The sequence below is a fragment of the Calothrix sp. NIES-2098 genome, assembly GCF_963875125.1.
Lineage (GTDB): Bacteria > Cyanobacteriota > Cyanobacteriia > Cyanobacteriales > Nostocaceae > Aulosira.
The window spans coordinates 7099476-7125341 of sequence record NZ_CAWNKJ010000001.1 but is presented as its reverse complement, the minus strand read 5'-3'; the positions used below and the strand labels follow the sequence as shown (position 1 = coordinate 7125341).

The following is a 25866-nucleotide window of genomic DNA, read 5'->3' as shown; positions in this document are numbered from 1 at the left end:
GGGATGTGAGATAAAAAGGTTAAAGATTGGGCATGGGGGAGGCAGTGCGTTGCGGGGGTTCCCCCCGTTGTAGCAACTGCCGTCATAGGGCATGGGGCATTTTCCGTAGCCCCATGTCCCTATTCCCTAATACCTACACTGGTGACAATAGCTTGACTTTGCCTTCTAAAGAGTTCATTAGGGACTGGAAGGGCTGGACAAATTTGTCAATCCCTTCCACTAGCAGTTCATCCATCACTTTATCGATATCGATATTGATGTCAGGATCTTTGAGGTTTTCTATCAGGGTGTAAGCTTCTTCTACACCTGTTTCTACACGATTAGCGACATCGCAGTGATCTGCACAAGCGGTAATCGTTGCTGGGGGTAAGGTATTGACGGTATCTGGGCCGACCAACTCATCGATATACATCACGTCGCTGTAGTGGGGATCTTTGGTGCTAGTGCTGGCCCATAGTAAGCGCTGTACTTTAGCTCCTTTTGCGGCTAAGGCTTGCCAGCGATCGCTCTCAATAATTTTCTTGTATTCTTGATAAGCAATCTTGGCATTGGCGATCGCTACTTTTCCTTTCACAGCTTTTAATTTCGCCTCAATGGCAATATCGTCAACGCCTTTTTTCAACTTAGCATCAATCTTACCGTCAATGTTGCTGTCAATTCGGCTGAGGAAGAAGCTAGCAACTGAAGCTATCTTACTGATGTCTTCACCTGCTGCAACCCGCTTTTCTAAGCCGCGAATATAAGCCCAAGCTGTATTAATGTAGCTTTCTACTGAGAACAGCAGTGTGATGTTAACATTCATACCCTCAGCTATTACCTGTTCCACTGCTGGTAAACCCGCTTCGGTACCAGGAATTTTAATCATCAAATTTTCCCGTCCAATTTCTTGGAAATAGCGACGGGCTTCGTTGATTGTGGCTTCAGTATCGTGGGCGATGGTTGGTGGTACTTCGATACTCACATAGCCATCTAGTCTATTTGAGGCTTCATATACAGGGCGTAAAATATCACAAGCACTGCGGATATCTGCAAAAGCTAGGGATTCATAAATTTTGTATGTGGGTAAGCCAGCGCGAACTCCGGCTTCTATATCGGCATCATAAATCACATTACCAGCGATCGCTTTCTCAAAAATGGCTGGGTTGGAGGTAATCCCACAGATTCCTTGGTTCTCAACCAAATTTTTGAGTTCGCCTGATTGAATAATGTCACGGCTCAAATTATCCATCCAGATACTTTGACCGTATTGTTTAATCTCTAATAAATGATTGGTTGCCATAGCTATGTTTATTTCACTCCTGTTAATGATGTTTTTAAGTGAAGTTGGCAAAACCCATCAAATGTTGATGGTGACTTTTGAATTGTGGCGTTGCCAATCACTTATCGCATCGGCCAGCTGAGATAATGTTTACTTCAATTTCTAAAAACGCTATTCTGCATTCCCAATCGCTGTAATTAACTTTTAATTACTTAGTAGCAGATGCTCCCAGTATCTTTGCTACCTTTGTAACTTCTACTAGTACAGCAAGGTGGAAATAACGATCCAGTTGTAAAAAAAGCTGAAAAAGCTTAAGTTACAGTCTTGATTTCCTTTTGCCATCTGCCTTCTTGCACTAGTGACCGTTTTGAATAAAAGACTCTACCTTCGCTACATCCTCTCTGCTACCAATAATTAAAGGCGTGCGTTGATGCAATTTTTTCGGTACTACATCTAAAATATCTACCAATCCTGTAGTGGCACGACCTCCTGCTTGCTCAATCAAAAAAGCTAGGGGAGCAGTTTCATAAAGCAGGCGCAATTTGCCTTCTGGTTTCTGAATTGTGCCTGGATAGAGAAACACTCCGCCTTGAACTAAAATTCTATGGATATCGCTCACCATTGCCCCACTATAGCGAGCTGTATAGCCTTCTGTGCGATGGACATAGCGGATATATTCCCGAATAGATTCTTCCCACTGCCAAAAATTCCCTTCGTTGACGCTGTATACCGAACCGTGATTGGGAATTTTGATATTTTCTTCCGTGAGGATAAACTCACCCAAGCTGGGATCGAGGGTAAATGAGTGAACGCCCTTGCCTATAGTATAGACCAGCATTGTGCTGGGGCCATAGAGTATGTATCCTGCGGCAAGTTGCTTGCGTCCATTGGCGAGCAGGTCAACAGCCTTACCATCGATATCGTCGCCTTCCTGTTGCCGAATGGAAAAAATCGAACCTAAGCTGAGATTTGTATCGGTGTTTGATGAGCCATCAATTGGATCGTAGAGCAAAGTATAGCGGCCAATAGGACAGTTTTCTGGGATGTAATAGGGTTTGTCCATTTCCTCGGAAGCTAAACGACAAACTAGGCCGCTTTGCTTAAAAACAGCTATGAATACCTCATTGGCATAAACATCCATCTTTTTGACGGACTCTCCCTGCACGTTAACTTCCCCTGTAAATCCCAGCACACCTTCCATTAATCCGGCACGGCTGAGGTGACGGGCAATAAGTTTACCTGCCAAACCAATTCGATTCATCAGGGCACTCAAGTCCTGTGCCTCAGCAGAAAAACTTTGACATTGCTGTAGGACGTGACGTGATAACGTTGTACAATCTCTATCTAAGGTCTTATCTCCAGCGTAGTTGTTAGACAAATCTAAAGATTCAGGCGCTTGAGTCATTGTCTTGTTCTCCCTAGGACTATGTGTGGGTTCGGCTACTACCGTTGATGGCAATTTATCGAGATCTCTGCCTCTATCTTAGAAAGGTAATTTGATAACCTAGATTTGTTTTTAGATAAACTAAAGAAATGAATATCTTGTACCTGTCTTGCTGAGGATAACTGCGAATATACAGCGCTCTATTTGAGCAAATCTACTTAGTATTGTTGGTAACTTAAATTTTGTTGCTACAACGACCATTCTTGATTTATTCAGTTCTGATGCACTGAGGTTGCCTCTACCCTCTGGGTATGCAATAGGTGAATGCTCGTTAGTAAATTTTACATTTTACAAGCCATGATTTTAGTTGGGATGCAAAAAACCGACTAGTAGTAAGATTTACTTAACCGATCCTAACTAGTCGGGTAAATTATAGTACAGCGTAGCGGAGCTCAAGCAAATATACAAAACCGCTGAAAAGATTACGCCGTATTTATTTTGAATTGGGAATTCCGCAAACGGTACTAGTGAGTTATTTGATTGCGTATTGTTTCTAGTAAATATTACTGACTAAGGTATTGCGTAACTAGAAAACAATTTGTTATGATTGTATTTCTCTGTTTTATATCTCTTGTTTTTTCGCCCAGCTACCTCGTCGGTTATCTTCTCTTGGTTTAGCTTTATTGACTCTGAGCTGACGCCCCATCCATTCTGCACCATCTAATTCTGCGATCGCAGCGTCTTCTTGGGCATCTTCATTCATATCTACAAATGCAAAGCCCCGCAGTCTGCCTGTTTCGCGGTCAGTAGGTAAAACTACCCTTTTAACTTCGCCATAATCTGTAAATACTGCTCTTAGATCCGCTTCGGTAGCGCGGTAGGAGAGATTTCCAACGTAAATAGTCATGTGGATCACGTAAGTTTCAACAAGGAGCGATAAGTTCAGCTAAAGAACAGATCTAAGTAACTTGCAAACTTTGCATAGTTTCCTCTGATTCACCATTGGCGAATGTTGTAAGGCGGCAACCTTAACTGTGGTATCGTCTACAACTATATGTGCCATGTGGCTGAACTTACTCATACGCTCATATAATAACTGATCGTGCTGTTTTTCAAAGTATGAGATTTTACAAACCCTCATAGCATAAAATCAGCAACTCTTATAATTTTTATATTTTTGAGGATTTTGTTTTATATTTGACAGACAAAATTCTCCATTAACAGGCTCAATTGCCCAGTCCCATTTTTGATGCACGCTGAGTGTGGATATTAAGTTTTGAAATTGGCGCGATTTACTTGTGGCTGTTAAGAATTGAATTGAGTAAATCCAACTTTCTATGTGGTGTTCTTGACTAGCTAGTGACACTGTAAAAATTGAATTTATAAAATCACTTCATATTTTCTACTTTTATCAGTTCTTTGCTGTGGCACATTTCAATGTGGCACAAATTGGTCAATCTTACTGTTTTTTAGATTACAATATGTATATATAGTTACTTATAAATTAAATTGTTGGAGGTCTACTATGAAGTATTGTCGCCTCCGGCTTAAGTCTCAATGTGGCTGGCTTTTAGCTATAGTTAGCGCCATCATGGCTCAACCTGTAATAGCACAGACAGCAAACTTTGGCACACTCAAGCTGTCAACGGGGTTTACTCCAGCACAAGGAGTAGTTGAAGGTTACACAGGCGGTTCTTACTCGCTGTCAGCTATTAGCAACCGCGATCGCGATAAAAAAGCTTGCATTGGCTTTGCCGATCCTAAACCCGATCACATCTTGGTTTTGGAAAAAGACTTTGCTCGGCTCAAAGTATTAGTTAACAGCGGCGGTTACGACACCACATTACTCATCAAAGGCCCAGACGACACAACAATTCGCTGTGGCGATGATACTGGTAAGAGCAAAGATGCCAGTATTGATGACCAAAATTTCAAAAGTGGAACCTATCAAGTTTGGGTAGGTACATTTAATCCTGGTGTGAAGCACAATTACACTTTGACAGTAGAGCAACCGTGACGGGGGCAGGGAAGACAAGGGAGACAAGGAGGACAAAGTGAGACCAGCACTGCGGGAGGGTTTCCAACGCCAGTCGCTCATGGGGGAGACCCCCAAGACCCCGCTAGCTCCTCCGCAGGCGACTGGCATTAGCGCAGCGTAAAGCCTTCGGCATAGCTTCGCTTAGAGCGACGAAGGAGCGTCACCCGAAGGGGAGAAATTAATGACCTTGCCCAATGTCCAACTTTGTTACGAGGAACACATGGAACGATAATATGGGAAGGTAGCTCGTTTTGCTTTCCGAGGGTACTATCTCGTGCTATCTACACTGCGTACCGACTTTCGTATCATCTTTGAACGTGACCCAGCTGCCCGCAACTGGTTGGAAGTGTTATTCTGCTACCCCGGTTTGCAAGCCTTGCTATTTCATCGGCTGGCTCACTGGCTGTATGTTATTGGCATTCCTTTTATCCCTCGTCTGATATCTCATATTGCTCGATTTTTCACGGGAATTGAAATCCATCCAGGCGCAGCAATTGGACATGGCGTGTTTATCGATCACGGTATGGGTGTAGTGATTGGTGAAACCGCGATCGTCGGAGACTATGCCCTAATTTATCAAGGTGTCACCCTTGGTGGTACTGGTAAAGAAAGTGGTAAACGCCATCCAACCTTGGGCGAAAATGTTGTGGTTGGTGCTGGTGCAAAAGTACTTGGCAATATTCAAATTGGAAACAATGTCCGCATTGGTGCTGGCTCAGTTGTGCTTAGGGATGTTCCTTCTAATTGCACAGTTGTTGGTGTACCTGGTCGCATCATTTATCGTTCTGGCGTCAGGGTTGCGCCTCTAGAACACAACAACTTACCAGATTCAGAAGCTGAAGTAATTCGTGCTTTAGTAGACCGGATTGAAGCACTTGAAGAACAAATAAAACATCTTCAGCCCGCCCATTTGTCCGATAAATCTCCTGTTTTGGCTGGTAATTTCTCATCTAATCAAGATGAATTAACAGAAGAATTGCCCTTGTGTAACCTCAGAGATAAGGCAATCCAGCAGTTTCTTGATGGTGCAGGTATATAACCAGGGTCAAGAGTTTAGAGTCTAGAGCCTCAAGTCAAAGGTCAAGCATTTCATCTCTACTGCCCCCTCATTCCCCTTCTCGCATCTTTATTTCCCATTAAGGATTAATTTCTTTGGTAGACCACTCGTGCTGGTCATTGCGGTAGTATAACCAACGATTTTGTGGTTCTCCACGTAACTCTAAATGATCTACTTGTAAAGGGTCGAGTAGCAATAAGCAAAAATTTGAGAGTGGCTGGCTGGGATTTGGTGGGGGTGGGTTAAATGCAGCTTTTTCATCCTTATTTCTCCGTTCACCAGGATGAGGCCAAGCAAATTGAAGCCGCGCTGCATCACTCAACTCTTGCCAGGTAGTAGCGCGTGCGGTTGCTAGGTCGGCTTGAGAATCGCTTCCTACCAAGATTAAGCTACCAGTAATTCGGAATTGTTCTCGTGTATTGGGGAAGTACCAGCAAGCTTCTGCCCAAGCTTTTTGTTGTATCTGTTCAGCTTTTTCACTGCGGGAATCGGTAATAAATTTTAGCTGGTTGGTAGCTTCTAAAAAGCCACGAAAAACTACAGTCCGATTAGCGGGTAGACCATTTACCCGGACTGTTGCTAGTTGTAAGTAACGGGCATAAGGTAGACTGCGATTTTGATGGAGGGCGCGGGCGATCGCACTTCGCCAGGGAGCAAGAGACATTGGGCTGCAAAAGAGAAACAATATTATACATTATGGATTGATGTTGCACTTTGTACTGTTGTAAAGCAAGCGCGAGTTGTCTCTTTTGGCAATCTTTAATCCTGAATCTACTTGGTCTATAGTCTTAATCTGTCAGCAAGCAACAAGACTAGATTTATGGTTCGAGAGCTTGAAACAAAATACCAAAGTGCAAACTTTGCAGATATTGCATCCGCAGCTAATCCTGTATTGTTTAGAACCTATAGCCGCCGCAGTCCGGCTGGTTTGAGGTCAATACGGGATCAGGTATGCGCTGGCACTCTCCAAAGCAAAAAAAATACCCTTGCTTTGACGAAGCAGGGTAATGAAATAAAATACATCAACCCCATTATGCAAGAAAACAGAGTCAATAAGGCTGAAAGTTTCCAACCTCTACTTGCCGTTGCCAATATACAGCCACATAACTTACTTTCTCTAAATGTGATAGGCCAAGCACACGAAAACCAAAATATTCCGATTATTGCTCATCCAACCCAAGGAACTACACTACCTGGAGCCTTAGATTTATTGCCAATACTTAGCTATGGAGGAGTTTCAGTAGCTGTGATTCTTGCAATGAATTGGTTCGTCCAAACCCATCTCAAGTCGATTACTGAACTGGTGAAAGTAATTAACAAAACTAAAAAGTAACTTATGGAAGGATTTGAGCAATCGCCCATACTTCTATCTAATTCTCAAGGAATAGTAAAGCGAGCTTTTTAGGCGAGAACAACAGTTACACCTGTAAAGGTGAGTAAGTTGCTTGAAAAAGCAGTAAATACCTCAAATATGGAGATATGTGGTCAATCAGCCCCATATCTCTATGAGATAGAGATTATTGAGATAAAGCTTAAGTTGTCTCTTTTGGCAAGCTTTAATCCTGAATCTACTTGGTCTATAGTCTTAATCTGTTAGCAAGCAACAAGACTGGATTTATGGTTCGAGAGCTTGAAAGAAAACGCCAGAGTGCAAAGTTTCCGGAAACTGCCCCCGCAGCTAATCCTGTATTTTTCAGGACTTATAGCCGCCGCAGTCCGGCAGGTTTAAGGGAAACTTGGGATGAAGTATGCGATCGCACTCTTGTTGGCTTAGTCGAACTGGGGAAACTCAGCCGTGAAGAAGCAGTCATCTTAGACAAGATGCAGCGTAATATGAAAGCCTTGCCCAGTGGGCGCTGGTTATGGGTTGGTGGCACAGATTGGATAGCCAAGCCGAAAAACTTTTCTGGGGCTTACAATTGCACCTCTACCAACCTCCAAGACTGGAAAGCCTTTGGGTTGATGATGGATTTAGCAATGATGGGCTGTGGTACTGGAGCCATCATTGAACCGAGATATATTAATCAACTACCCCCAATCCGCAATCGCCTGAATATAACTGTACAGGGTGAAATTGGTGCTACTCCTAAAGAACAGCGTCGGGAGTATACAGAAATCTCTATACAGGGTAATCAAGTCACTATCCACGTTGGCGATAGCCGTGAAGGTTGGGTGAAATCTTATCAAACCTTATTAGAACTGTCTACAGATGAGAGATTTAGCAGGGAAGTTCAAGTATTCGTTGATATTAGTGATGTTCGTCAAGCCGGAGAAACTCTCAAGGGTTTTGGAGGAGTAGCAAATCCGGTTAAATTGCCTACACTTTACGAAAATTGTGCATCTATTCTGAATAAAGCTTTAGGTAGGCAATTAAATTCTGTTGAATGCTGCCTATTAATCGATCAAGCAGCTGTAACAATTGTTGCTGGCAATATCCGAAGAAGCGCGGGTATGCGTCAGTTCATGGCTGACGATCAATTAGGAGCTACAGCCAAAGATAATTTATGGCAGCAAGATGCAGAAGGTAACTGGAGAATTGATCCAGAACGTGATGCTCTGCGGATGGCAAATCATACTAGAGTGTTTCATCGCAAGCCGACATTAGAAGAATCTATTGAAGCTGTTCGCAAACAGTATTACAGTGGTGAAGGAGCGATTCAATGGGCTGGGGAAGGAGTAGCTAGAGCTAACGTTGATTTGCTATCAACATCAGCATTAAAAATTGATTTCCTCAAAGCTTACGAACAAGGAACAGCAAAACAGTGGTTACAAGAAAACTATCCAAATCTGGATGTTGAGGAGATAGAACACCGTTTAGCTAGGTTCGGATTAAATCCTTGTGTTACTGCTGAAACTTGGGTTCACACTGAACAAGGTGCACGACAAGTTAAAGATTTAATAGGCAAACAGTTGAGTGTATACGTCAATGGAGAACTATTTAGCACTACAACTGATGGCTTTTGGTTAACTGGAATTAAACCCATATTGAAAGTTATTACTCAAGAGGGCTATGAATTGCGTTTGACTGGCAATCATAAGCTTCTTAAGGTAACTGCTCAAACGCAAAAAAGGCAATACTCCGAATGGGTAGAGGCTCAAGATTTATCCCCAGGGGACTATATTTTGCTTCATAACCATCGTGGGGTAAAACCTTGGGATAGTTTTGGTACTTTTGATGAGGGTTGGTTGCTTGGGAGTCTGATTGGTGATGGAAGCATTGCAAAAACACAATGGGGAAAAACAGCATATCTACGATATTGGCAAGATACCCAAGAAGAAATGGGAAGATATGCAGTCGCATTACTTCAAAATGCTGTAGATTTTTCAACTACTACAGACTCTGGATGCTATCATCAACAACTCAAACATCGAGTGATTAACTCATCGGGGTTGGCTCGACTAGCAGCTGATTATGGTGTTACTGTAGAACACAAAATGCCAACAGATAAAATAGAGCAAGCCAGCTATGAGTTTTATCGTGGGTTCTTGCGTGGTTTGTTTGATGCTGATGGTAGTGTGCAAGGTAATCAGCAAAAAGGTGTTAGTGTCAGATTAGCACAAAGTAATCTTGGCTCTTTGAAGGTTATTCAAAGAATGCTGGCAAGATTGGGCATTATTTCCACGATTTATCAAGAACGCCGTCCTGAAAGTGAGCGTTATCTTCCTGATAGTAATCGTGAACTAGCATTGTATTGTTGTAAGGCACAACATGAGCTTGTTATTTCTAATGATAATATCTACTATTTTCAGGAAATTGTAGGATTTCAGGAGCCTCAAAAAGCTAGACGCTTACAAGAATTATTGGATGGATACAAACGAAAACTAAACCGTGAGAGATTTGCTGTTAAAGTCAAGCAAATTTTATCTGATGGCTTTGAAGCTGTTTATGACTGTACTGTACCAGGTGTTTCTCAGTTTGATGCTAATGGGATTGTTGCTCACAATTGTGGTGAAATTATTGGTAGTAACTTCCACTGTAATTTGTCAGAAGTTCACCTTAATCAACTTGACCCACATAACTATAAAGAACAAGAGGAAGCTTTCACTGCTGGGGCGCTTTCTGTAGCCGCGCTGTTAAATCATAAATTCCTTGAACCTCGCTATCAAAAAAGCCGCGAATTAGATCCAATTGTCGGGGTTTCTTTCACAGGGTTATTTGATTTCTTTGTCAATGCTTTTGGTGTTGATTGGTTGCGTTGGTGGGAAGCAGGAAGACCCGCTACTCCCCAAGGATTGGTATTTAAGCGCCAAGAAGCGAAATACCTAAGTTACTGGAAAGATATTGTACATCGGGTAGTTTGGGATTACTGCGATCGCCACAATCTCAAACGTCCAAATCGCTGTACAACTGTCCAGCCTAGCGGTACTAAAGCACTATTAACAGGTGCTAGTTCTGGATGGCATCCCCCTAAAGCCCAAAGATTTATTCGCCGGATCACTTTCCGCAAAAACGACCCTGTAGCCTTAGCTTGTATTGACTATGGTTACAACGTTATTCCTTCTCAATCTGACAAAGATGAACAGGGTAATTTACTTAACGATCCCTTCGATCCTCGTGTGAGTGAATGGTTAGTTGAAATTCCTGTTGCTGTACCTTGGGCTGATTTACCAGGAGCCGATCAAATTGATGTTTCTAAGTTCTCTGTCTTAGCTCAATTAGATTTTGTTCTGCAAGTTCAGCAGTATTATGTCACTCATAACACCTCTGCAACTTTAGAGCTACGTTCTGAAGAAGTGGAGCCTTTAGGACAGCGCATTTATGAAGCCATCCAGAATGATGAGGGATATATTTCGGCAGCACTTTTAGCTCGTTTTGATGATTTGCAATCATTTCCACGTTTGCCATTTGAACCCATAGATAAACTCACCTACGAGCGTTTATCTCAAGAAGTAAAAGCACGACGTAAAACAGATGATTTCTGTGCAGTGCTAAGTCGTTACGATCTAGGTGAATTGGCTGAGGCTGGACCATCTGGATGTGACTCTGATAAATGTATGTTTCCCGTGCAGGAACCAAACTCATAAAGCACGATGACAAGTAAATAAGAATTAAGTGAAAACTTTAGATCCCCGACTTCTAATAGAAGCCGGGGATCTTGGTATCAGGAAATTGAAATAGAGTAGCAAACTAAGACTAAATCTCACATAAAACAGAGTATTTAACCTGAAAACTAATATAAATCTGCACTGTTGGCACAGCCGATTAATCGTCATGATTACTTTGTATAAAACACCTCCTGCGTGGAATTTACCAAGTCTTAGCCCTCCCTGCATGAAGCTGGAAACTTGGTTACGCATGGCCAAGATACCTTACAAAGCTGATACAAACGTTAATTTAGCAGCAGCCCCAAAAGGCAAGATACCATTCATTGAATATCAAGGTAACTTGATTGGTGATTCCACTTTAATTATTGAGGTGCTGAGACAAAAAGAAGGTATAGACCTTGATGAAGGGTTAACAGCTACTGAACGGGCTATATCTCTCGCTTTTCGTAGAATGCTCAAAGAGAATATTTACTGGGGTCTAGGTGAGATTCGCTTTAATGTTGAAGAGAATTGGCAAATTTATAAAGAACTGTTATCTAAGTACTTTCCTCAAATGCCAACAGCAGAATTAGAGCCAATTTTGGAAAGTATACGTCAAAGTTTTCGCTCTCAGATGTATGGTCATGGTATGGGGCGTCATAGCAGTGAGGAAATATTTCTGCTAATAAGTGCTGATTTTCAAGCACTTTCAGATTTCCTGGCTGATAAACCATTTTTTATGGGAGATAGACCTACAACAATAGATGCAACTTTGTACGCTTATGTCGGTAATGCCATTAAGCCACCCTTCAAACACCCGATTATTGATTATGTTCTTCAACTGTCAAATCTCTGCCAGCATTATGAGCGTATGAATCAGCTATTTTTCAGCGATACTGAGTTAGATCGTGGCAATGCTTGATTGACAATTTCTTACCACTTAAATAAATCTGGGTATAATCTGTCACCGAAAATCATAGAAAGATTTTCACGTTACGATCGATAAAGAAGTAATAATTTTCTAAGGCAGCACCAGGAGATTCTTAATGTTCATTGATGAATTGTCACCAATCTTTAAAGAATTTACGCAACATCCAGTCTCATTTTTGGGTGGATTCTTTTCGGGCATGTTTCGGCTCAATCTTGCAGACGAACCCGTAAAAAGCTGGCTAGATAAACAAACAGGCTCTACTAGTTATAGCTCAACTACAACTGAGGTTAATAATGGTAGATCTGCTGGCCCTCAACAAATAGCTATTGAATAATGGTCAGATAATTTAGATTCTAGTAAAGATTCTAGTAACTTAAAGGTCTGCTGATTCGCGGCAGACCTTTATTTTTAACTCTTCTTGGGTATGGTCATTAACAGAAGTTTCCACTCAGCCATTCAATAGACGATATCTTCTCATATCAAAGATGCTCTTGTTAGCTGGCTCAAGTTTAGCAATACAACGCTCCCTTATTTCAAGCTATTATTCGCTACTTGCAAATTAAGGCTGGAGTTTAAAGAAGATCCTAGCTTTGAGTAATCCTGCCTCATTACTGTAACTACTAACTGTAAGCGATCGCAAATTCTCAAAAAATGGCTTTCCTACTAGTTCTACTAGTTTGAGAATTGGTAACTGACGCTCTACAAGACTTTTACTTGTCGTCCAGTCAAGATATACATAACCTTGGTTGGGTTGGGGAATAGTAGCAATACTATCTTGAAAATTACGATTTTTAACTAAGGAATTGTCTTTAGCAGAGAGTATTTCAGCCATTGTTTCCAAATCGGAAGTGAAAATTTCGTAATTTCCGAGAGTTGTATGTACTCCCTGGACTTTTGTCTCAACGGTGTAAGCCAGACGGTCTTTATCGTCAAGTTTTTTGCTAGTAGCTATTAAATCTGTCCACGCAGAAATTTTTTGATTATTCAGATTGAGGGAATTAATATTCAGCCCTTTGGTAGATGCGCTCGCATCTAAACGTGAAATTCCTTCTGTCACCTCTGGGGTGTTTTCTACAGCAAAAACCCAGCTATCTGTTTTTTGCTCGTTTCCGGGTAATAATGCGATCGCATATTCTCCTTTTACCCAACTGAAGATATCCTCAGCCAAGTTTATCCCCCAACGGTTTTGCAGTTCGCTCAAAGGCTTGGCTATTTGGGAATTAACAGCTTTACCCGAACCAGATATCGTCGCTGTTGCTTGTTTCCAGAGTTTAGCGAGATCGGTGTCACCTAAATTGCTCAAATTAGCGCCAGAGATTGCCAAACCTGCTGATTGGGGGATATATTGCAATGCAGCTACAGGTTGGGACAGCAAAGGGGTTGGGGAGGGAGATGCTGTTTCTGATGCACTCAGAAAGCTCGTTTCTGCCACTAATCCTTTAGAGTTTAAAATTAGAGAAATAATTTCGCTGTCATAGGTTGCTTCTCGCAGCTCTAAGCCTTGGGATTTTGCTAAGGTGGGGAGATTCAAGAAAGCTAAACCCAATGCACCTTTGGGTAATTGCTGAGTCGCTTTCTGATATTGCACGGAGCTGTTTAAATTCAGATCGGGAGCCTGGACGTTATTAATCGCATCTTTGAGAACTTTGAGATCGTTGGCAAACAAGACAAAGCGATCGCCAACAGCTGCACCAGCCAAAAAGTCTTGCTTTGCTGGCGGATTATCGTAAAGTAGTTTCACACCTTGATATTCTTCTGTGCCCAAGTTTGCCCCAGCTAGTACCCGCTTGGAAAATAAAATTTCCAGAAACTCGCGGCTTTTTTGCGGTTGTGTAGTTGCTAGCGCCATCAAATACCCAGGCTGCTGTCCGTTTTCTGGGTCGCGATCGATATCTAAAGTAGTTAAAGCTAGGGTAATTTCATTTCCTAACCAAGGTTGAATATCTTCTTGGTAATTGATGTTACTTTTAGCGAGTAAATTAGTTTTCAGCTGAGATAATTCCCCTTGACGCTCTAAGACCTGCAATCGGTCTGGATTTACTAGCAAAGATACTGTCACTGGGGAAAACTTCGACACAAAAATAGTAGCACCAGGCTGAGAAGTAGCAGCAGCGATATTAACTGGATTTTTAGCCGACAACCAGTAAAAGCCAGTAATTATAATTACCAGCAGAGCGATCGCGCCAGCTATGAGGAAACCAAAAAATGAGCTTTGCCTATTCACTTAACCTCCTCGCCCCGAAAGCTTCTAATTTCTAAGCATAGTAAGGAAGGGACAAGCGATTTGAATTGCCTGCCAAATATCGCATAATGCATATATATCTATGAATTAATTTAGGAATGGATGCTCATGCTAGGGTTAACATATTCTGTCAACATAAATGATATAGGATTGTTTACAAAAACCTCATGACAGCCAACTCAATTCCCCAAATTAGCGTTGAAGAACTGGCACAACGTCTATCTACTCAGGATTCTAGTATTCAACTAGTAGATGTGCGCGAACCTCAAGAATTAGCGATCGCCAGCATTGAGGGCTTTGTCAACTTCCCTTTGAGTGAATTTGCGGAATGGGGCGATGAAATACCCACCCTTTTGAATCCTCATGCTGAAACCCTGGTACTCTGCCATCACGGGATGCGTTCTGCTCAGATGTGTCAGTGGTTAGTTGCTCAAGGTTTTACAAACGTTAAAAACATAGCAGGTGGAATTGATGCTTACTCTGTCTTAGTCGATCGGTCAATTCCTCAGTATTAATTCTTCAAGATTTGAACTATAGATTGCTCATTTAATACTGAGCTTCCTATTTAGGAAATACATGAGAGTCTCGCCTTGTAGCAATACTGGCGAAATTCTTCATGATGAGTTATGTATAGATGATCCTTTTAGCTTATATATCTCAAAAGCCAAAAAATCAGTACAGAGAAATACATTTTTTAATAAAAGCTTATGGAAAAATACGGTTAATCAGTTAAAAATTCCAATTGAGAGTAGCAGTTTTGATAACGTTAGTCAAGCTGTAGTATAGACCAATCTGGAACTTTACACTAATTAACTGTTTTATAATTAAATAGTCAGTTATCTTAATCCACAATTAGATATATTAGTTAACTATTAATATTTTTTTCCGTTTGCTGTAAAAAGCACAAACTTTTACAAACTTTGATTAACATTTGCCTTCAGTAAAGAATACTTATGCAAGTCCAGTTGACAAATCGACAACAGCATATACTTTGGGCAACAGTACGTCACTACATTGCTACGGCAGAGCCTGTGGGATCGAAAGCTTTAATTGAAGAGTACGATCTAGGTGTTAGTTCCGCCACAATTCGCAATGTGATGGGTGTCCTAGAAAAATCTGGCTTACTGTACCAACCACACACATCTGCTGGACGAGTCCCTTCTGATTCAGGCTATCGCATTTATGTCGATCGCTTAATCACGCCTTCTGAAACTTTAGCCAAAGAAGTAGAGTTAGCACTGCAAAAACGCTTGCAATGGGAAGATTGGAGTTTAGAAGCCCTATTGCAAGGAGCAGCCCAAATCTTAGCAACCTTGAGTGGGTGTATCAGCTTGATTACCATGCCGCAAAATAATACAGCATTGTTGCGACATTTGCAATTGGTGCAAATTGAAACTGGGCGAATCGTGCTGATTGTCGTTACCGATGGTTATGAAACTCATTCCAGACTGATGGATTTGTCACCGACGCGAGAAGAGACTAAACTCGATGGGGAAGCTATAGATCGCGAATTACAAATTGTTTCTAACTTTTTGAATAGCCACCTACGGGGACGCAGTCTGCTGGAATTAGCCAATCTTGACTGGAGTCAATTAGATCGGGAATTTCAACTTTATGGTGAATTCTTGAAAAATTCTGTTGCAGAATTGACTCGTCGAATGACACCAACAACAACGCAAATAATGGTTCGAGGTGTAGCAGAGGTTTTGCGTCAGCCAGAATTTTCGCAATTACAGCAAGTACAGACAATTATCCATCTACTGGAAGAAGAACAAGACCAACTATCAAAATTAATCTTTGAAGAGCCAGAAGGTGAAGATCGGAGTAAATCACGGGTAAATGTGCGCATTGGCTCGGAAAACCCACTAGAACCAATACGTACCTGCACCTTGATTACTTCTACCTATCGCCGTGGTTCCGTACCAGTAGGGAGCGTAGGAGTTTTAGGGCCAACACGCTTAGATTATGAAGGTGCGATCGCAGTTGTAGCTGCGGCGGCCGATTATCTCTCGGAAGCTTTTAGTCAATAATTGTGCTGAATCCATAACTCGAATCCGAGTGTTCATACCCTTGATGAACTAGCCTCAGCTGAGTTTTAATGGAGATTCTTACTTTTGGAGTCTAATTATACAAGAATATCTGTGTTTCCTCGTAAACGCGATAACTTGTAAAAGAACTCTCCATATTTCTCTAGGGTAGTTAATACACTCTTCATCCCTAAGCAAAGGATTCAGTCAATGATAGAAGCTATAGGTTTGGTGATGACCGGATTCTGGTTATTTACGATCTATGACTGTATTCGTAACGAGCCAGAGAGACAAATATGGCTGTGGATTTTACTTTTTGTTAATTTTCCTGGGGCCGTTATCTATTTTTTAACGCGTTGGATACCGAGAAGTAGTGTCCCACTCCCCAATTATTTCAATCGCTGGACGCATAAGCGCGAACTTTGGATGGCGGAAGCACAAGCGAAGAATATTGGAAAAGCTCATCAATACGTTACTTTAGGAAATCTGCTTTGCGATATGGGAAGCTACGATAAAGCAGAAGTAGCCTATAACCAAGCTCTAGAAAAAGAACCAGATAATCTGCAAGCACTTTGGGGTGCAGCATTTATTGCAGCCAAAAATCATAAATTTACATCCGCTAAAGAGTATTTGCATACCATATTAAAAATCGCCCCAGATTATAAGTATGGCGATGCTTCTTTAATTTATGGCGAAACACTTTTTGCTTTACAAGAACTCGATAAAGCTAAAATACATTTAGAACAACATATAAAAAATTGGAGTCATCCAGAAGCATATCTGACTTTGGCTAAAATTCTCTCTCAGCAAAACGATACTCAAGCAGCACGTAGTTATCTAGAAACTACGATCGCTAAAATCAGAGGTTCATCCTACTATCACTTCAAACGTAATCGTCATTTTATTAGTAAGGCAGAGAAGTTATTAAAAACTTTATAGAACGTTAAAATAAATTCATTTCCAAATTAATATGTTGCAAAAAATCATCTATTTCTCACTCTGGATTGGATTTATTACTTACGCCTTTCTCCTAGCACCTCCAAATCAACCCGATACATTTGAGTTAATTAAAAACCTATCCACAGGGCAATGGCAAGGAATTAATCCGTTAGTAATTGCACTATTCAACATCATGGGCGTGTGGCCGTTAATTTATAGTGCAGTATTATTTGTTGATGGTAGAGGGCAAAAAATACCTGCTTGGCCATTTGCTACAGCTTCTTTTGCCGTTGGGGCTTTTGCACTTTTACCCTACTTGGCCTTACGCAAACCTAATCAACAGTTTGAAGGTAGAAAAAACGCTGCAATTAAACTTTTAGATTCTCGTGTAACTGGTATTTTTCTCACCGTTGCTGCTGCAATTTTAATTGCCTATGGTGTACGAGGTGGAGATTGGGGAGATTTTGTACAACAGTGGCAAACTAGCCGCTTTATCCATGTGATGAGCCTAGATTTCGGTTTTTTAGCCTTATTATTTCCAGTAGCATTATTAGGAGATGATATGGCGCGTCGTGGTTGGACAAATTCTCAGTTATTTTGGTTAATAGCTTTAATTCCCTTGTTCGGTCCGCTGATTTATCTATGTGTGCGTCCACCTTTACCAGAAGCAGGAGTAGAAAACATATCAAGTCAACAAAAAACAGTAGCGAACTAAGAGAATTTCGCTAGAAATTTAGATTAAGAAAAATTCTTACCCATTTTATAAACTTCTGGTAGCTGCCACCAAGGAACATGAGGAAATTCGTGATGTTCTTCGTGGTAGCCAAAATGATAGCACGCAATCAATGACCACCAAATCGGGCGCTTAATAGTTTGGGCTTTATGAGGCTGAATATAACCACCTATTGGCTCTTTATGTGGGATAAAAGTACCAAAATAGAACAATTGTAATGAACTTAAAATTGAGGGAATTACCCAAAAGTAATTTAGGTTCGCTTTCGGGATATGCAACAGCAAATGTAAACTTTGATAGACAATCGTTACAGCTATAATCTGTCCCCAACTCCAGTAATTTTTCATAAAATAAAAATACCAAGCAAAGAAATTTTTATGTTTGCCATCATGAAAATCTGGATCTAGATTGCTAGCTGGGTTATGGTGGTGTAACCAATGCTTTTTTAATAATGTTTGATAGGGTAAAAGACCATAAAGAGAGATACACAATTTACCGATAAAATGATTAATCTGGGGATGATAGGGGCATACAGACCCATGCATAGCATCATGGCAGGTAATAAATAATCCTGTATATAAAAATGTTTGCCAAAGTAGGAGCAACATTAATAACAAGCAGTTGAGATGCGAAATATCGAGGGAAATCAAAAATCCTAAGCTAATAGCCCATATACTAATAATAAGAATTGCAATTATCAGCCCTGGAGATAAGAAGTTACTACTAAATGTCGGATTAAGTTGGTTTTGATGAGGTGGTTGCTCTAATTCGATCATTTGTTACTCCATACAACATTTAAGTGATTTTTACCACTACGTACTCATGGTAAAATCACCAACCACTAATAAAAAAACCTGGGTAGCAATTGGTGTTTTCTAGAGAAAGCAGGAAAATGTCAATACATTTAGAAATGTTAAGACCAATCTAAATAGTATTACACATACAACTGCGTCCTTGCTCTAAGTTATGCGATCGCACTGCTGAGTTTGGTATTTGCACCAGTTAATTATCGAGAGGTGTTATAAATCAGGTTGAGTACGTCTCGCAGTACGTTGTAGCCGTTAAGATCCCAAAGTAGGCTAGAAAGCCAATCATCGCCAAGCGACTGTTCTACACATTCGACTGCAAAAAAATTACAGTCTTTGCCATTGGATGTAGTTTCAGTAACGCAGTGGCTTCCAAATCTAAAATTGTCTAATACTAAAGGTTATTTAATCTCAGTTCTAAGGCTCCACTACTACCTCGATGAGGAGGAATAGTTGTATTTTTATTGTTAGGAGAGATTTGTATCGGTCTAGGAGTTAAGCTTGGGGTTGGAGTTGGTCGGAAATTTGCTGAAGGTGATTGATTAACTGCTTTTAATTCCTCTTTCAACATTTTCTGATAAATTTTGGGTAAAGAGCTACTAATAGAATTCGTTTCTATGCCGTAGCCTAGACTTGTCCAAGTAGGTGATAACCGCCGCAAAACATCGTTTAACTTCCCTTGTTGCAACTGTTGAGCAATATCAATTCCCCAAAATTTGGAGTCGCTCAACCAACGGTAAACTACCACATCTTGATACTCAGCTTCAAAACTATAAGCAGTCCAAAACATAATTTGCATTGGTTTTGGATGGTAGCGCGGAGCGATTTGATACCAAGTGGTATTAATAATTTGATATCTACCAGCAGCAGTAGAACAATTACCTGTATTGGGGCCAGTGACAATGGCGACACATATCTCCGGATGACGGCTGAGGTCACGCACCTGCTGACCACCATAAAGCAGAGAATAGGGGCGTTTGCTGTTGGCTTCGCTGGCGGAGATAGTTCGCATTAAAGCACGTAGATAAGGATCGCCACCTTTCATAACTAAAGGTGGCTGTTGTACTTCAAAGACGGGATCGCCGGGCGATCGCAAATCTCCATTGATATACCATTGCAATAGGCAGACAAAGCCGAGAAGCGCAGCTATCGGGCCAATCAGTTTTTCTACGCCTTTAAATTTAAAGCCTTTCAGAGTTTAACTCCTTAATATTCGCTCTTTTAGCTAACAACAATAGTCGATGCCATCATTTCGGCAATATTTACCGCAATAGTACTGAGTCTTGTGTTAACTTGACAACCCACAAATTTCTCGAAATGCTCGAATTTTGTCCAGACAGGTTAAACCCATCCATGTTAACTCAAGACTCAGCACTATATTAATCAAGCAACGTTAGCAAATAACTCACCAAAGCTTTTAGAGGTAGCCTCTGGTTTAGCGACAATCTCGGTAACTTTATTGCGTGCGGCTGGTTCAAATAGAGCCTCTACACACACTTGGGCAACTTTTTGCCGAGGAATGCTACCATCAAACAACGTATCAGCGCCCTGCATCACTATCGAGTCGGAGTTATCTTCATTTTTCAACCCACCTGGTCGCACAATTGTATAGGTCAGACCGCTTTTTTGGAGATACTCCTCAGCTTGTTTCTTCCAAACCAAAATCAGCCAGAACAAGTTTAGTGGATGGAATAACTGGGAAGTACATAAAGAAGAAACAAAGACAAAATGCTCTATTCCCTTCGCTTTAGCAGCATCTACTAAGTTTTTAGTACCTTCAAAATCCACCTTATAGGGCCCAGTAGGGTCAAAGCTGGGCTTTGCTCCAGTGGCACACAGTAGGACTGTACTATCTCCTAAAGCAGCCGTCAGGGTTTGGGGATTCAACACATCGCCCACTACTAACTCAGCCTCAGGAGGCAATATCCCCCTAGCTTTCTCAGTATCCCTGACTAAAGCACGGACGGGAATGTTGCGTGCTATTAGTTCTTGTACAATCCGGCGACCTGTTTCACCTGTTGCCCCTGCTACAAATGCTTTCATGAGAAACGCTATCCTGGGAAACTAATATGCGATCGTTCAGTTCTTTATTGTAGTGATTCTACGAAGTGCATGACAGATTCATGAGGATTCGGTCAAAATGATATCTGAGTGCGAAATGGCCCGCGTAAGCTGGGAACGATTAATATAGACCAACGCCAAAGGATGCAGGAACGCATTTATGCTTTCAAGAAACGGCGAATATCAATCTTTAGAAATAAAAGAAACAGTTTTACCTGTGGCGTCTAGCCTCACAGAAGCTGAGGACGCACTTGCAGGAGTACCTATAGCAACGCCTACCAAATTTTATGGTCGCTACAGCGATTATATGGAAATGTATGCACCAGCAGCAGCGGTTGCTGAGTATCTTAATACTCACAACTCATGGTTTTCGCGCTGCGCTGAACCAATGAAGGTGCAACCACTGGGAGAAAATGGCTACGCTTTAATAATTGGTCGTTTTGGCTCTTTTGGTTATGAAGTTGAGCCGAAAATTGGTTTGGAATTGTTACCAGCAGAGGAAGGTATCTACCGTATTCGTACTATCCCAATTCCTGATTACTGTTCGCCTGGTTATGATGTGGATTACCGGGCATCACTACAGCTGGTAGAAAATCAAGCCGATGCTACAAGTAATGTGGCGGAGGTGACACGAGTAGAATGGGAATTGGATTTAGTAGTTGAACTTCACTTTCCGCGGTTTATTCAGCGTTTGCCTAAGTCTTTAATTCAATCTACAGGCGATCGCTTACTTAATCAAATCGTCCGTCAAGTCTCTCGCCGCTTAACTCGCAAAGTGCAAGAAGATTTTCATCAATCTTTAGGAATACCGTTTTCTCCCGTTTCTAAGAAAAAGCGCTAAAGTCAAGAGTCAAAAGTCCAAAGTCAAGAGTTAAAAGTCACAATGACTAATAACCCTTGACCAATGACAAATGACTAATGACTACGCATTTGTAAGAATTCTTTGAACAATTTGTACGCCTGTGACTGCTTGCCAAGCAAAAAGCCCTAAAAGCGTGAAATTTAATAAAATATGAGTCATCCGTGCCCAGTTTGCTCCCTTTTGCATATAAGGAGACAAGGCTGCGGAAAAAGCAATCAGAGCAGTCATTCCCAGACCTGCTAGCAAGTGAGGGCCAACAAACAATTTCCCATTATTGATATAGGTGACAGCCATCCCGCCGATCGCACCTGCTACCATCAGAGCTAAGAGTATCGAGCCAATTTGGTAATGTCTAATGTTATATCTACCTTTAATCAATTCTTTTTTCTCTTCACCTTGAGCATTTCTAGTACGCTGTACTTGTAGCCCTAAGTAAGCAGCATAAATCGAGACTACAAATAATAGCCACATGATTAGTGGGTGAAAGAAGTTCAGCCAATACTTCACTGATGGAGAAAGTTCTAAATTCATCGTCTAGTCGCCCGATTATTAAATCTTCATAAAAATTAGCATAACTCTATTTCTCTGTATTGGTAGCAAAGGATGGAAAGAGAATGTTACTTTCCCCTAACCTGCTATTTCTTGGCTCACACCTCTTGCAAAAGTGGATAAACAATTTCAGACTAAATTCTGAGGCTAGATCAACAAAAACCGCCTGTGCGGGATTTCTCCATGACTGAAAACAAGGATATGTTGCTGCTTGCAGCGGCTAAAAGCGGCGATATCAAGCGGCTAGGGACACTACTGGCTGCTGGTGCTAAGGTGGACGTATGCGATCGCGATGGTACAACACCATTAATGTTTGCAGCTAATTTAGGCTACACCGAAATTGTGCGATCGCTCCTAGATGCTGGGGCAGATATTAACCTACCCAGAAAACGTTACCATTTGACGGCTTTGATGCTGGCAGCTAGCGCCAATCAACTAGATATCGTCAAGCTTTTAGTATCTAGAGGCGCAGATGTTAATGCTATTAATGAAGATGGCAGTACAGCATTAATGGCAGCCGCGCTCAAAGGTTATGTAGATGTAGTCAAAGTCTTACTGGCTGCTGGTGCCCAGGTTAACGTTACAGATAAAGATGATGACACAGCTTTAAAGCTAGCAGTGAAGCACGGACACGCAGCAGTTGTAGAAGCATTCATCCAAAGTGGTGCAGATGTCAATATCCAAGATGAAGAAGGAGAGACGCTGTTAATAATAGCGGTAGACTTGGGACATCTAACAGTTGTGAACACACTATTAGCCGCTGGGGTTGATGTAAATGTAGAAGATCGGGATGGTGGAATTGCACTATCAGCAGCAGTAGCCGCAGGAAATAGTGAAATTGTCGCAGCTTTACTGGATAGAGACATTGATATTAATCATCAAGATAGTGATGGTGAAACTGCCCTACACCTTGCTGCTGTGGAAGGCTACTTAGATATAGTGCAAGCCTTACTTAACCGAGGCGCAAATGTGCAAATTAGAAATCACCTGGGCGATACACCCATGCTTTTAGCAGCTTTGCAAGGACATAGCCAAATTGTCGAGGTATTAGTACAGCACGGCGGAGATATTCAAGACAAAAATCTCGGAGAGATACCTTTAACTCTAGCTGCATCCCAAGGGCACAGCCAGACAGTGAAAGTATTGCTAAATTATGGTGCCGATCCCAACATTCCAGCAGAAGATGGAAAAACAGCCTTGCTTAAAGCAGCACAACGCAATCGCCCAGCGGTTTTGCGGCTACTACTAGCTAAAGGGGCTGATGTGAATTTTCAAGACTCAGCCGGAGCAACAGCCTTGATGTGGGCTGCCTCAGGCGGTTTCCATGATTCAGTACAAGCATTACTCGAAGCTGGTGCTGATGTAAATTTGAAAAATCGCGGCGGTTATACTGCTTTGATGATTGCCGAATTTAATGGATTTAGAAATATAGTGCGGAGTCTGCAAAAAGCTGGGGCACAAGAGTGAGACCAATTTTATATTTTGGATTAATAGCCGCGATCGCCATACTATTCCAAAATTCGTAACAATTAAATCACGTTACCAACCATCCCTAAATATAGAGGTGAAGATTCTCACCCACGACTGATTTAACCTCTGCCTGCAATTGCCAAACTTGCAGTGTATGTATGGCTTGTCAAAATTTACAAGTAGAGGTGAACAGCATGGTTGAATCTTGGATAGTAATTGGGGCTGTCACATTCTTCATTGCACTTGGTAGTTTCTTGATCACACCCCATGATGTCAAATGGTTTGCACTGTTAAGTCGTCCCCAATGGCTAATTTTTGAGCCACTAATACCGCTAATTTGGACTGTAATTTTTGTTTGCGGTGCAGCTTCAGCTAATATCATCTGGCAAAAAAATCCCGGAAGTGGAATTACTTGGCTGCTAATGGGTTTGTACCTGTTATTAGAAATTATCACCGTAGCTTACATTCCGCTAATGTTGAGGTTACGGAGTCTGGAAGTAGGGGAAAGGATTGGGTTAGGCGGTCTAATTTTAAGTGTGGTTTTGGCAATTTGCGTTTTACCAATTTCTTGGGTAGCAGCGCTATTACTTGTTCCTTATTTAGTTTGGAGTCCTATCGGGACATACACTACTGACGAGTTAAGACATCTAAATCCTGAAGATGCTTAGTAGCGTGCTACTACCTTGAAAACGGTGTATTAAGCTCAACCGCTGAAAAAAGATCAAACCACAGATAAACATAAATGAATATCTGTGGTCTTTAAGTATGTCGGTACACTGAGACTACCGATAAGGTAATTGCGCTAGCCATCGCATCACAAAACAATAGGAGTAATTACCTCCCGATAATTACAGTTGAGATAAATTTTTTACAGCACTTATAATGATGATATTTAATATTTATAGGATTTAGCGATGACAAGTGGCGTATACATAATGACTAATAAAGTCAATGGACGTAGGTATATAGGCTATAGTGAAGATCTTGAGTACCGTTTTGAAGCAAACAAGCGAGAACTTCAAAGAGGTTCTTTTGGTCGCAGCAGACACCAACAGTTTATTGATGACTATCAACAGTTTGGAGAAGAAGCTTTCATTTCTGGAATTCTGGAAGTAACTCCTAATGAGTCATCACTGATGCAGCAGCGAGTCGAGAAATGGAAGGATATCATTAAACCTGAATACAATAAATAAATCAGTAGCGCGATCGCTATCGAGTTAAACTGTGAAAGGAATAATCCTCAAAAGCCTGAAAGTTAATCGATGAGAGTCAGACCAGCTATCCCTGATGATGTATCGCTGATTTTCTCGTTCATCAAGAAGAAGGCAGAATTCGATCGCAATATAGGCGCTTTCTCTGGTGAGTTACAAGTATCGGAAGCCAAAATACGCAAAACACTGTTTGGCAAAATTCCTTTTTCTTACGTTTTGTTTGCAGAGATTGCAGAATGCGAAATTGGATTTGCTTTGTATGGATTTAGGTATTCATCATTTGCAGGTCAACCGAGTATTTGGCTCGATGATTTATATGTAGATGAAGAAATGAGAAGCCAAGGAGCCGGAGCCGCATTGATGAGCCATGTTGCTAAAATCGCCAATCAAAATGACTGTACTCATATTGCATGGAACACTGATGTTCGTAATATTCGCGGTTTGAATTTTTATTATCGCTTAGGTGCAGACATCACAGAGCAGAAAGGTAATCGATGTTTCTTGATGTGGACTCCGTGAGCGATGGTAAAAGCATAAAAAATTTCAAACTGCGATCGCCAAGCTTAATTTAAGTTGTTAGAGTTAATCGGTGATGGAAACTCCTCAGAATGACCTCTTAACAGGATTACCCTCTTCTCGCTTGCTACCAAAGTATTTTGAACAGTTAGCAAGCGAACAAGAGCAGTTTGGCTTTCTTTTGCTAGATGTTGATGGATTGGGCTACTTTAACTATCATTACGGCTTTCAAGAAGCTGATGAAAAACTTAAACAGCTTGCTAATCTCATTGCGCGGGTAATTCCAGAAGATGCAGAGGTTTTCCGATCTGGCGGAGATGAGTTTGTCGTTTTTCTCAGTAAACGACAAATGGCTGAAGTTGTTTCCATCGCCAGAGAGGTTTGGAACCAAATCAAACAGGAGTTTTCTTCTGTTCCCCCATTAGAAAGATTTTATTTATTGCCTGATAAAAGTTTTTTGACGATTCAGGCTTCTTTTACAGTTTCATGCGGAATTGCGTTTTATCCAGCACATGGTACGGATTTGGGTGCTTTATATATAGCAGCGGAGAAAGCGATGTGGCGAGGTGGTAAGCATTTGCATGGAGGTGTGCTGACTTTAGCAGAGTTTGAAAACAATTATTAGAAATGCAGCTTTTTTGGGTTGAGCATCAGTGCGATCGCATACCCTACACTGACAAACAAACACCTTACTAATTGATATAGTGCGCGATCGCTATCGTCCAAAGTCTAGTTAAACTATTAGCAATTCGAGTTA

General features: G+C 41.3%; 24 protein-coding genes and 1 pseudogene. 16 read left to right on the top strand and 9 right to left on the bottom strand.

What is annotated here, in order from left to right; translation table 11 throughout:
• Nucleotides 1-133: 133 nt before the first annotated feature.
• The 3 genes from tal to AACU33_RS29910 all read right to left on the bottom strand — a co-directional run bounded on the left by tal (nucleotide 134) and on the right by AACU33_RS29910 (nucleotide 3549).
• Nucleotides 134-1279, bottom strand: coding sequence for a transaldolase (tal, locus tag AACU33_RS29920; RefSeq protein ID WP_096593818.1), 1146 nt, complete (start codon nucleotides 1277-1279; stop codon nucleotides 134-136).
• 334 nt (nucleotides 1280-1613) lie between these two features.
• A complete protein-coding gene (fbp, locus tag AACU33_RS29915) occupies nucleotides 1614-2663 on the bottom strand; it encodes a class 1 fructose-bisphosphatase (protein WP_096593816.1) in 1050 nt (349 codons plus the stop codon).
• Nucleotides 2664-3264: 601 nt separating this feature from the next.
• The gene (locus tag AACU33_RS29910; protein ID WP_096593814.1) at nucleotides 3265-3549 is read right to left on the bottom strand and encodes an RNA recognition motif domain-containing protein; all 285 of its coding nucleotides are present in this window, start codon (nucleotides 3547-3549) and stop codon (nucleotides 3265-3267) included.
• Between the two features lie 618 nt (nucleotides 3550-4167).
• Between AACU33_RS29910 and AACU33_RS29905 the strand changes: the two genes are divergently transcribed.
• The gene (locus tag AACU33_RS29905) at nucleotides 4168-4659 is read left to right on the top strand and encodes a hypothetical protein (RefSeq protein WP_096593812.1); all 492 of its coding nucleotides are present in this window, start codon (nucleotides 4168-4170) and stop codon (nucleotides 4657-4659) included.
• 295 nt (nucleotides 4660-4954) lie between these two features.
• Nucleotides 4955-5719: a serine O-acetyltransferase gene (gene cysE, locus AACU33_RS29900; RefSeq protein WP_096593810.1), complete on the top strand. Its 765-nt coding sequence runs from the start codon at nucleotides 4955-4957 to the stop codon at nucleotides 5717-5719.
• A gap of 97 nt (nucleotides 5720-5816) precedes the next feature.
• On the opposite strand, the gene AACU33_RS29895 is transcribed toward cysE, so the two are convergent.
• On the bottom strand, nucleotides 5817-6401 hold the full coding sequence (locus AACU33_RS29895; RefSeq protein ID WP_096593808.1) for an Npun_F5749 family FMN-dependent PPOX-type flavoprotein: 585 nt from the start codon (nucleotides 6399-6401) through the stop codon (nucleotides 5817-5819).
• Between the two features lie 156 nt (nucleotides 6402-6557).
• Here AACU33_RS29895 and AACU33_RS29890 point away from each other — a divergent pair, with 156 nt between their 5' ends.
• From AACU33_RS29890 to AACU33_RS29875, 4 genes are all read left to right on the top strand, one after another.
• Nucleotides 6558-7070 carry a hypothetical protein gene (locus tag AACU33_RS29890; RefSeq protein ID WP_096593806.1) on the top strand — a complete coding sequence of 171 codons (513 nt, stop codon included), beginning with the start codon at nucleotides 6558-6560 and terminating at the stop codon, nucleotides 7068-7070.
• A 284-nt stretch (nucleotides 7071-7354) separates the two neighbouring features.
• On the top strand, nucleotides 7355-10762 hold the full coding sequence (nrdJ, locus tag AACU33_RS29885; protein ID WP_096593804.1) for a ribonucleoside-triphosphate reductase, adenosylcobalamin-dependent: 3408 nt from the start codon (nucleotides 7355-7357) through the stop codon (nucleotides 10760-10762).
• A 187-nt stretch (nucleotides 10763-10949) separates the two neighbouring features.
• Entirely contained in the window at nucleotides 10950-11684 is a 735-nt protein-coding gene (locus AACU33_RS29880; RefSeq protein ID WP_096593802.1) for a glutathione S-transferase family protein, read from the top strand.
• 124 nt (nucleotides 11685-11808) lie between these two features.
• The gene (locus AACU33_RS29875) at nucleotides 11809-12027 is read left to right on the top strand and encodes a hypothetical protein (RefSeq protein WP_096593800.1); all 219 of its coding nucleotides are present in this window, start codon (nucleotides 11809-11811) and stop codon (nucleotides 12025-12027) included.
• 225 nt (nucleotides 12028-12252) lie between these two features.
• Here AACU33_RS29875 and AACU33_RS29870 read toward each other — a convergent pair whose 3' ends face one another.
• Entirely contained in the window at nucleotides 12253-13917 is a 1665-nt protein-coding gene (locus tag AACU33_RS29870; RefSeq protein ID WP_096593798.1) for a DUF3352 domain-containing protein, read from the bottom strand.
• Between the two features lie 185 nt (nucleotides 13918-14102).
• On the opposite strand from AACU33_RS29870, the gene AACU33_RS29865 reads away from it, so the two are divergent.
• The 4 genes from AACU33_RS29865 to AACU33_RS29850 all read left to right on the top strand — a co-directional run bounded on the left by AACU33_RS29865 (nucleotide 14103) and on the right by AACU33_RS29850 (nucleotide 17616).
• Nucleotides 14103-14450: a rhodanese-like domain-containing protein gene (locus tag AACU33_RS29865; protein ID WP_096593796.1), complete on the top strand. Its 348-nt coding sequence runs from the start codon at nucleotides 14103-14105 to the stop codon at nucleotides 14448-14450.
• 438 nt (nucleotides 14451-14888) lie between these two features.
• Entirely contained in the window at nucleotides 14889-15965 is a 1077-nt protein-coding gene (gene hrcA, locus AACU33_RS29860) for a heat-inducible transcriptional repressor HrcA (protein ID WP_096593792.1), read from the top strand.
• Between the two features lie 207 nt (nucleotides 15966-16172).
• Entirely contained in the window at nucleotides 16173-16901 is a 729-nt protein-coding gene (locus AACU33_RS29855) for a tetratricopeptide repeat protein (RefSeq protein ID WP_096593790.1), read from the top strand.
• A 31-nt stretch (nucleotides 16902-16932) separates the two neighbouring features.
• Nucleotides 16933-17616, top strand: a complete 684-nt coding sequence (locus AACU33_RS29850; RefSeq protein WP_096593788.1) for a DUF2834 domain-containing protein — start codon at nucleotides 16933-16935, stop codon at nucleotides 17614-17616.
• Nucleotides 17617-17639: 23 nt separating this feature from the next.
• On the opposite strand, the gene crtW is transcribed toward AACU33_RS29850, so the two are convergent.
• From crtW to AACU33_RS29830, 3 genes and pseudogenes are all read right to left on the bottom strand, one after another.
• Nucleotides 17640-18410, bottom strand: a complete 771-nt coding sequence (gene crtW / locus AACU33_RS29845) for a beta-carotene ketolase CrtW (RefSeq protein ID WP_096593786.1) — start codon at nucleotides 18408-18410, stop codon at nucleotides 17640-17642.
• A 576-nt stretch (nucleotides 18411-18986) separates the two neighbouring features.
• Nucleotides 18987-19602, bottom strand: a pseudogene (locus AACU33_RS29835) (glycoside hydrolase family 24 protein); the annotation flags it as partial.
• A 221-nt stretch (nucleotides 19603-19823) separates the two neighbouring features.
• Nucleotides 19824-20483 (bottom strand): SDR family oxidoreductase, encoded by a 660-nt coding sequence (locus AACU33_RS29830; RefSeq protein WP_096593782.1) that lies wholly within the window; start codon nucleotides 20481-20483, stop codon nucleotides 19824-19826.
• Nucleotides 20484-20661: 178 nt separating this feature from the next.
• Here AACU33_RS29830 and AACU33_RS29825 point away from each other — a divergent pair, with 178 nt between their 5' ends.
• The gene (locus tag AACU33_RS29825; protein ID WP_096593780.1) at nucleotides 20662-21342 is read left to right on the top strand and encodes a DUF1997 domain-containing protein; all 681 of its coding nucleotides are present in this window, start codon (nucleotides 20662-20664) and stop codon (nucleotides 21340-21342) included.
• Between the two features lie 81 nt (nucleotides 21343-21423).
• On the opposite strand, the gene AACU33_RS29820 is transcribed toward AACU33_RS29825, so the two are convergent.
• Nucleotides 21424-21894 carry a DUF4079 domain-containing protein gene (locus tag AACU33_RS29820; protein ID WP_096593778.1) on the bottom strand — a complete coding sequence of 157 codons (471 nt, stop codon included), beginning with the start codon at nucleotides 21892-21894 and terminating at the stop codon, nucleotides 21424-21426.
• A gap of 201 nt (nucleotides 21895-22095) precedes the next feature.
• On the opposite strand from AACU33_RS29820, the gene AACU33_RS29815 reads away from it, so the two are divergent.
• The 5 genes from AACU33_RS29815 (at nucleotide 22096) to AACU33_RS29795 (ending at nucleotide 25734) form a co-directional block, all read left to right on the top strand.
• Nucleotides 22096-23379 carry an ankyrin repeat domain-containing protein gene (locus AACU33_RS29815; RefSeq protein WP_096593776.1) on the top strand — a complete coding sequence of 428 codons (1284 nt, stop codon included), beginning with the start codon at nucleotides 22096-22098 and terminating at the stop codon, nucleotides 23377-23379.
• A gap of 197 nt (nucleotides 23380-23576) precedes the next feature.
• Nucleotides 23577-24050 (top strand): TspO/MBR family protein, encoded by a 474-nt coding sequence (locus AACU33_RS29810; protein WP_096595435.1) that lies wholly within the window; start codon nucleotides 23577-23579, stop codon nucleotides 24048-24050.
• A gap of 246 nt (nucleotides 24051-24296) precedes the next feature.
• Nucleotides 24297-24575, top strand: a complete 279-nt coding sequence (locus tag AACU33_RS29805; RefSeq protein ID WP_096593774.1) for a GIY-YIG nuclease family protein — start codon at nucleotides 24297-24299, stop codon at nucleotides 24573-24575.
• Nucleotides 24576-24644: 69 nt separating this feature from the next.
• Nucleotides 24645-25112, top strand: a complete 468-nt coding sequence (locus AACU33_RS29800; RefSeq protein ID WP_096593772.1) for a GNAT family N-acetyltransferase — start codon at nucleotides 24645-24647, stop codon at nucleotides 25110-25112.
• Nucleotides 25113-25185: 73 nt separating this feature from the next.
• Nucleotides 25186-25734, top strand: coding sequence for a GGDEF domain-containing protein (locus AACU33_RS29795; protein ID WP_096593770.1), 549 nt, complete (start codon nucleotides 25186-25188; stop codon nucleotides 25732-25734).
• The last annotated feature ends 132 nt before the right edge of the window (nucleotides 25735-25866 follow it).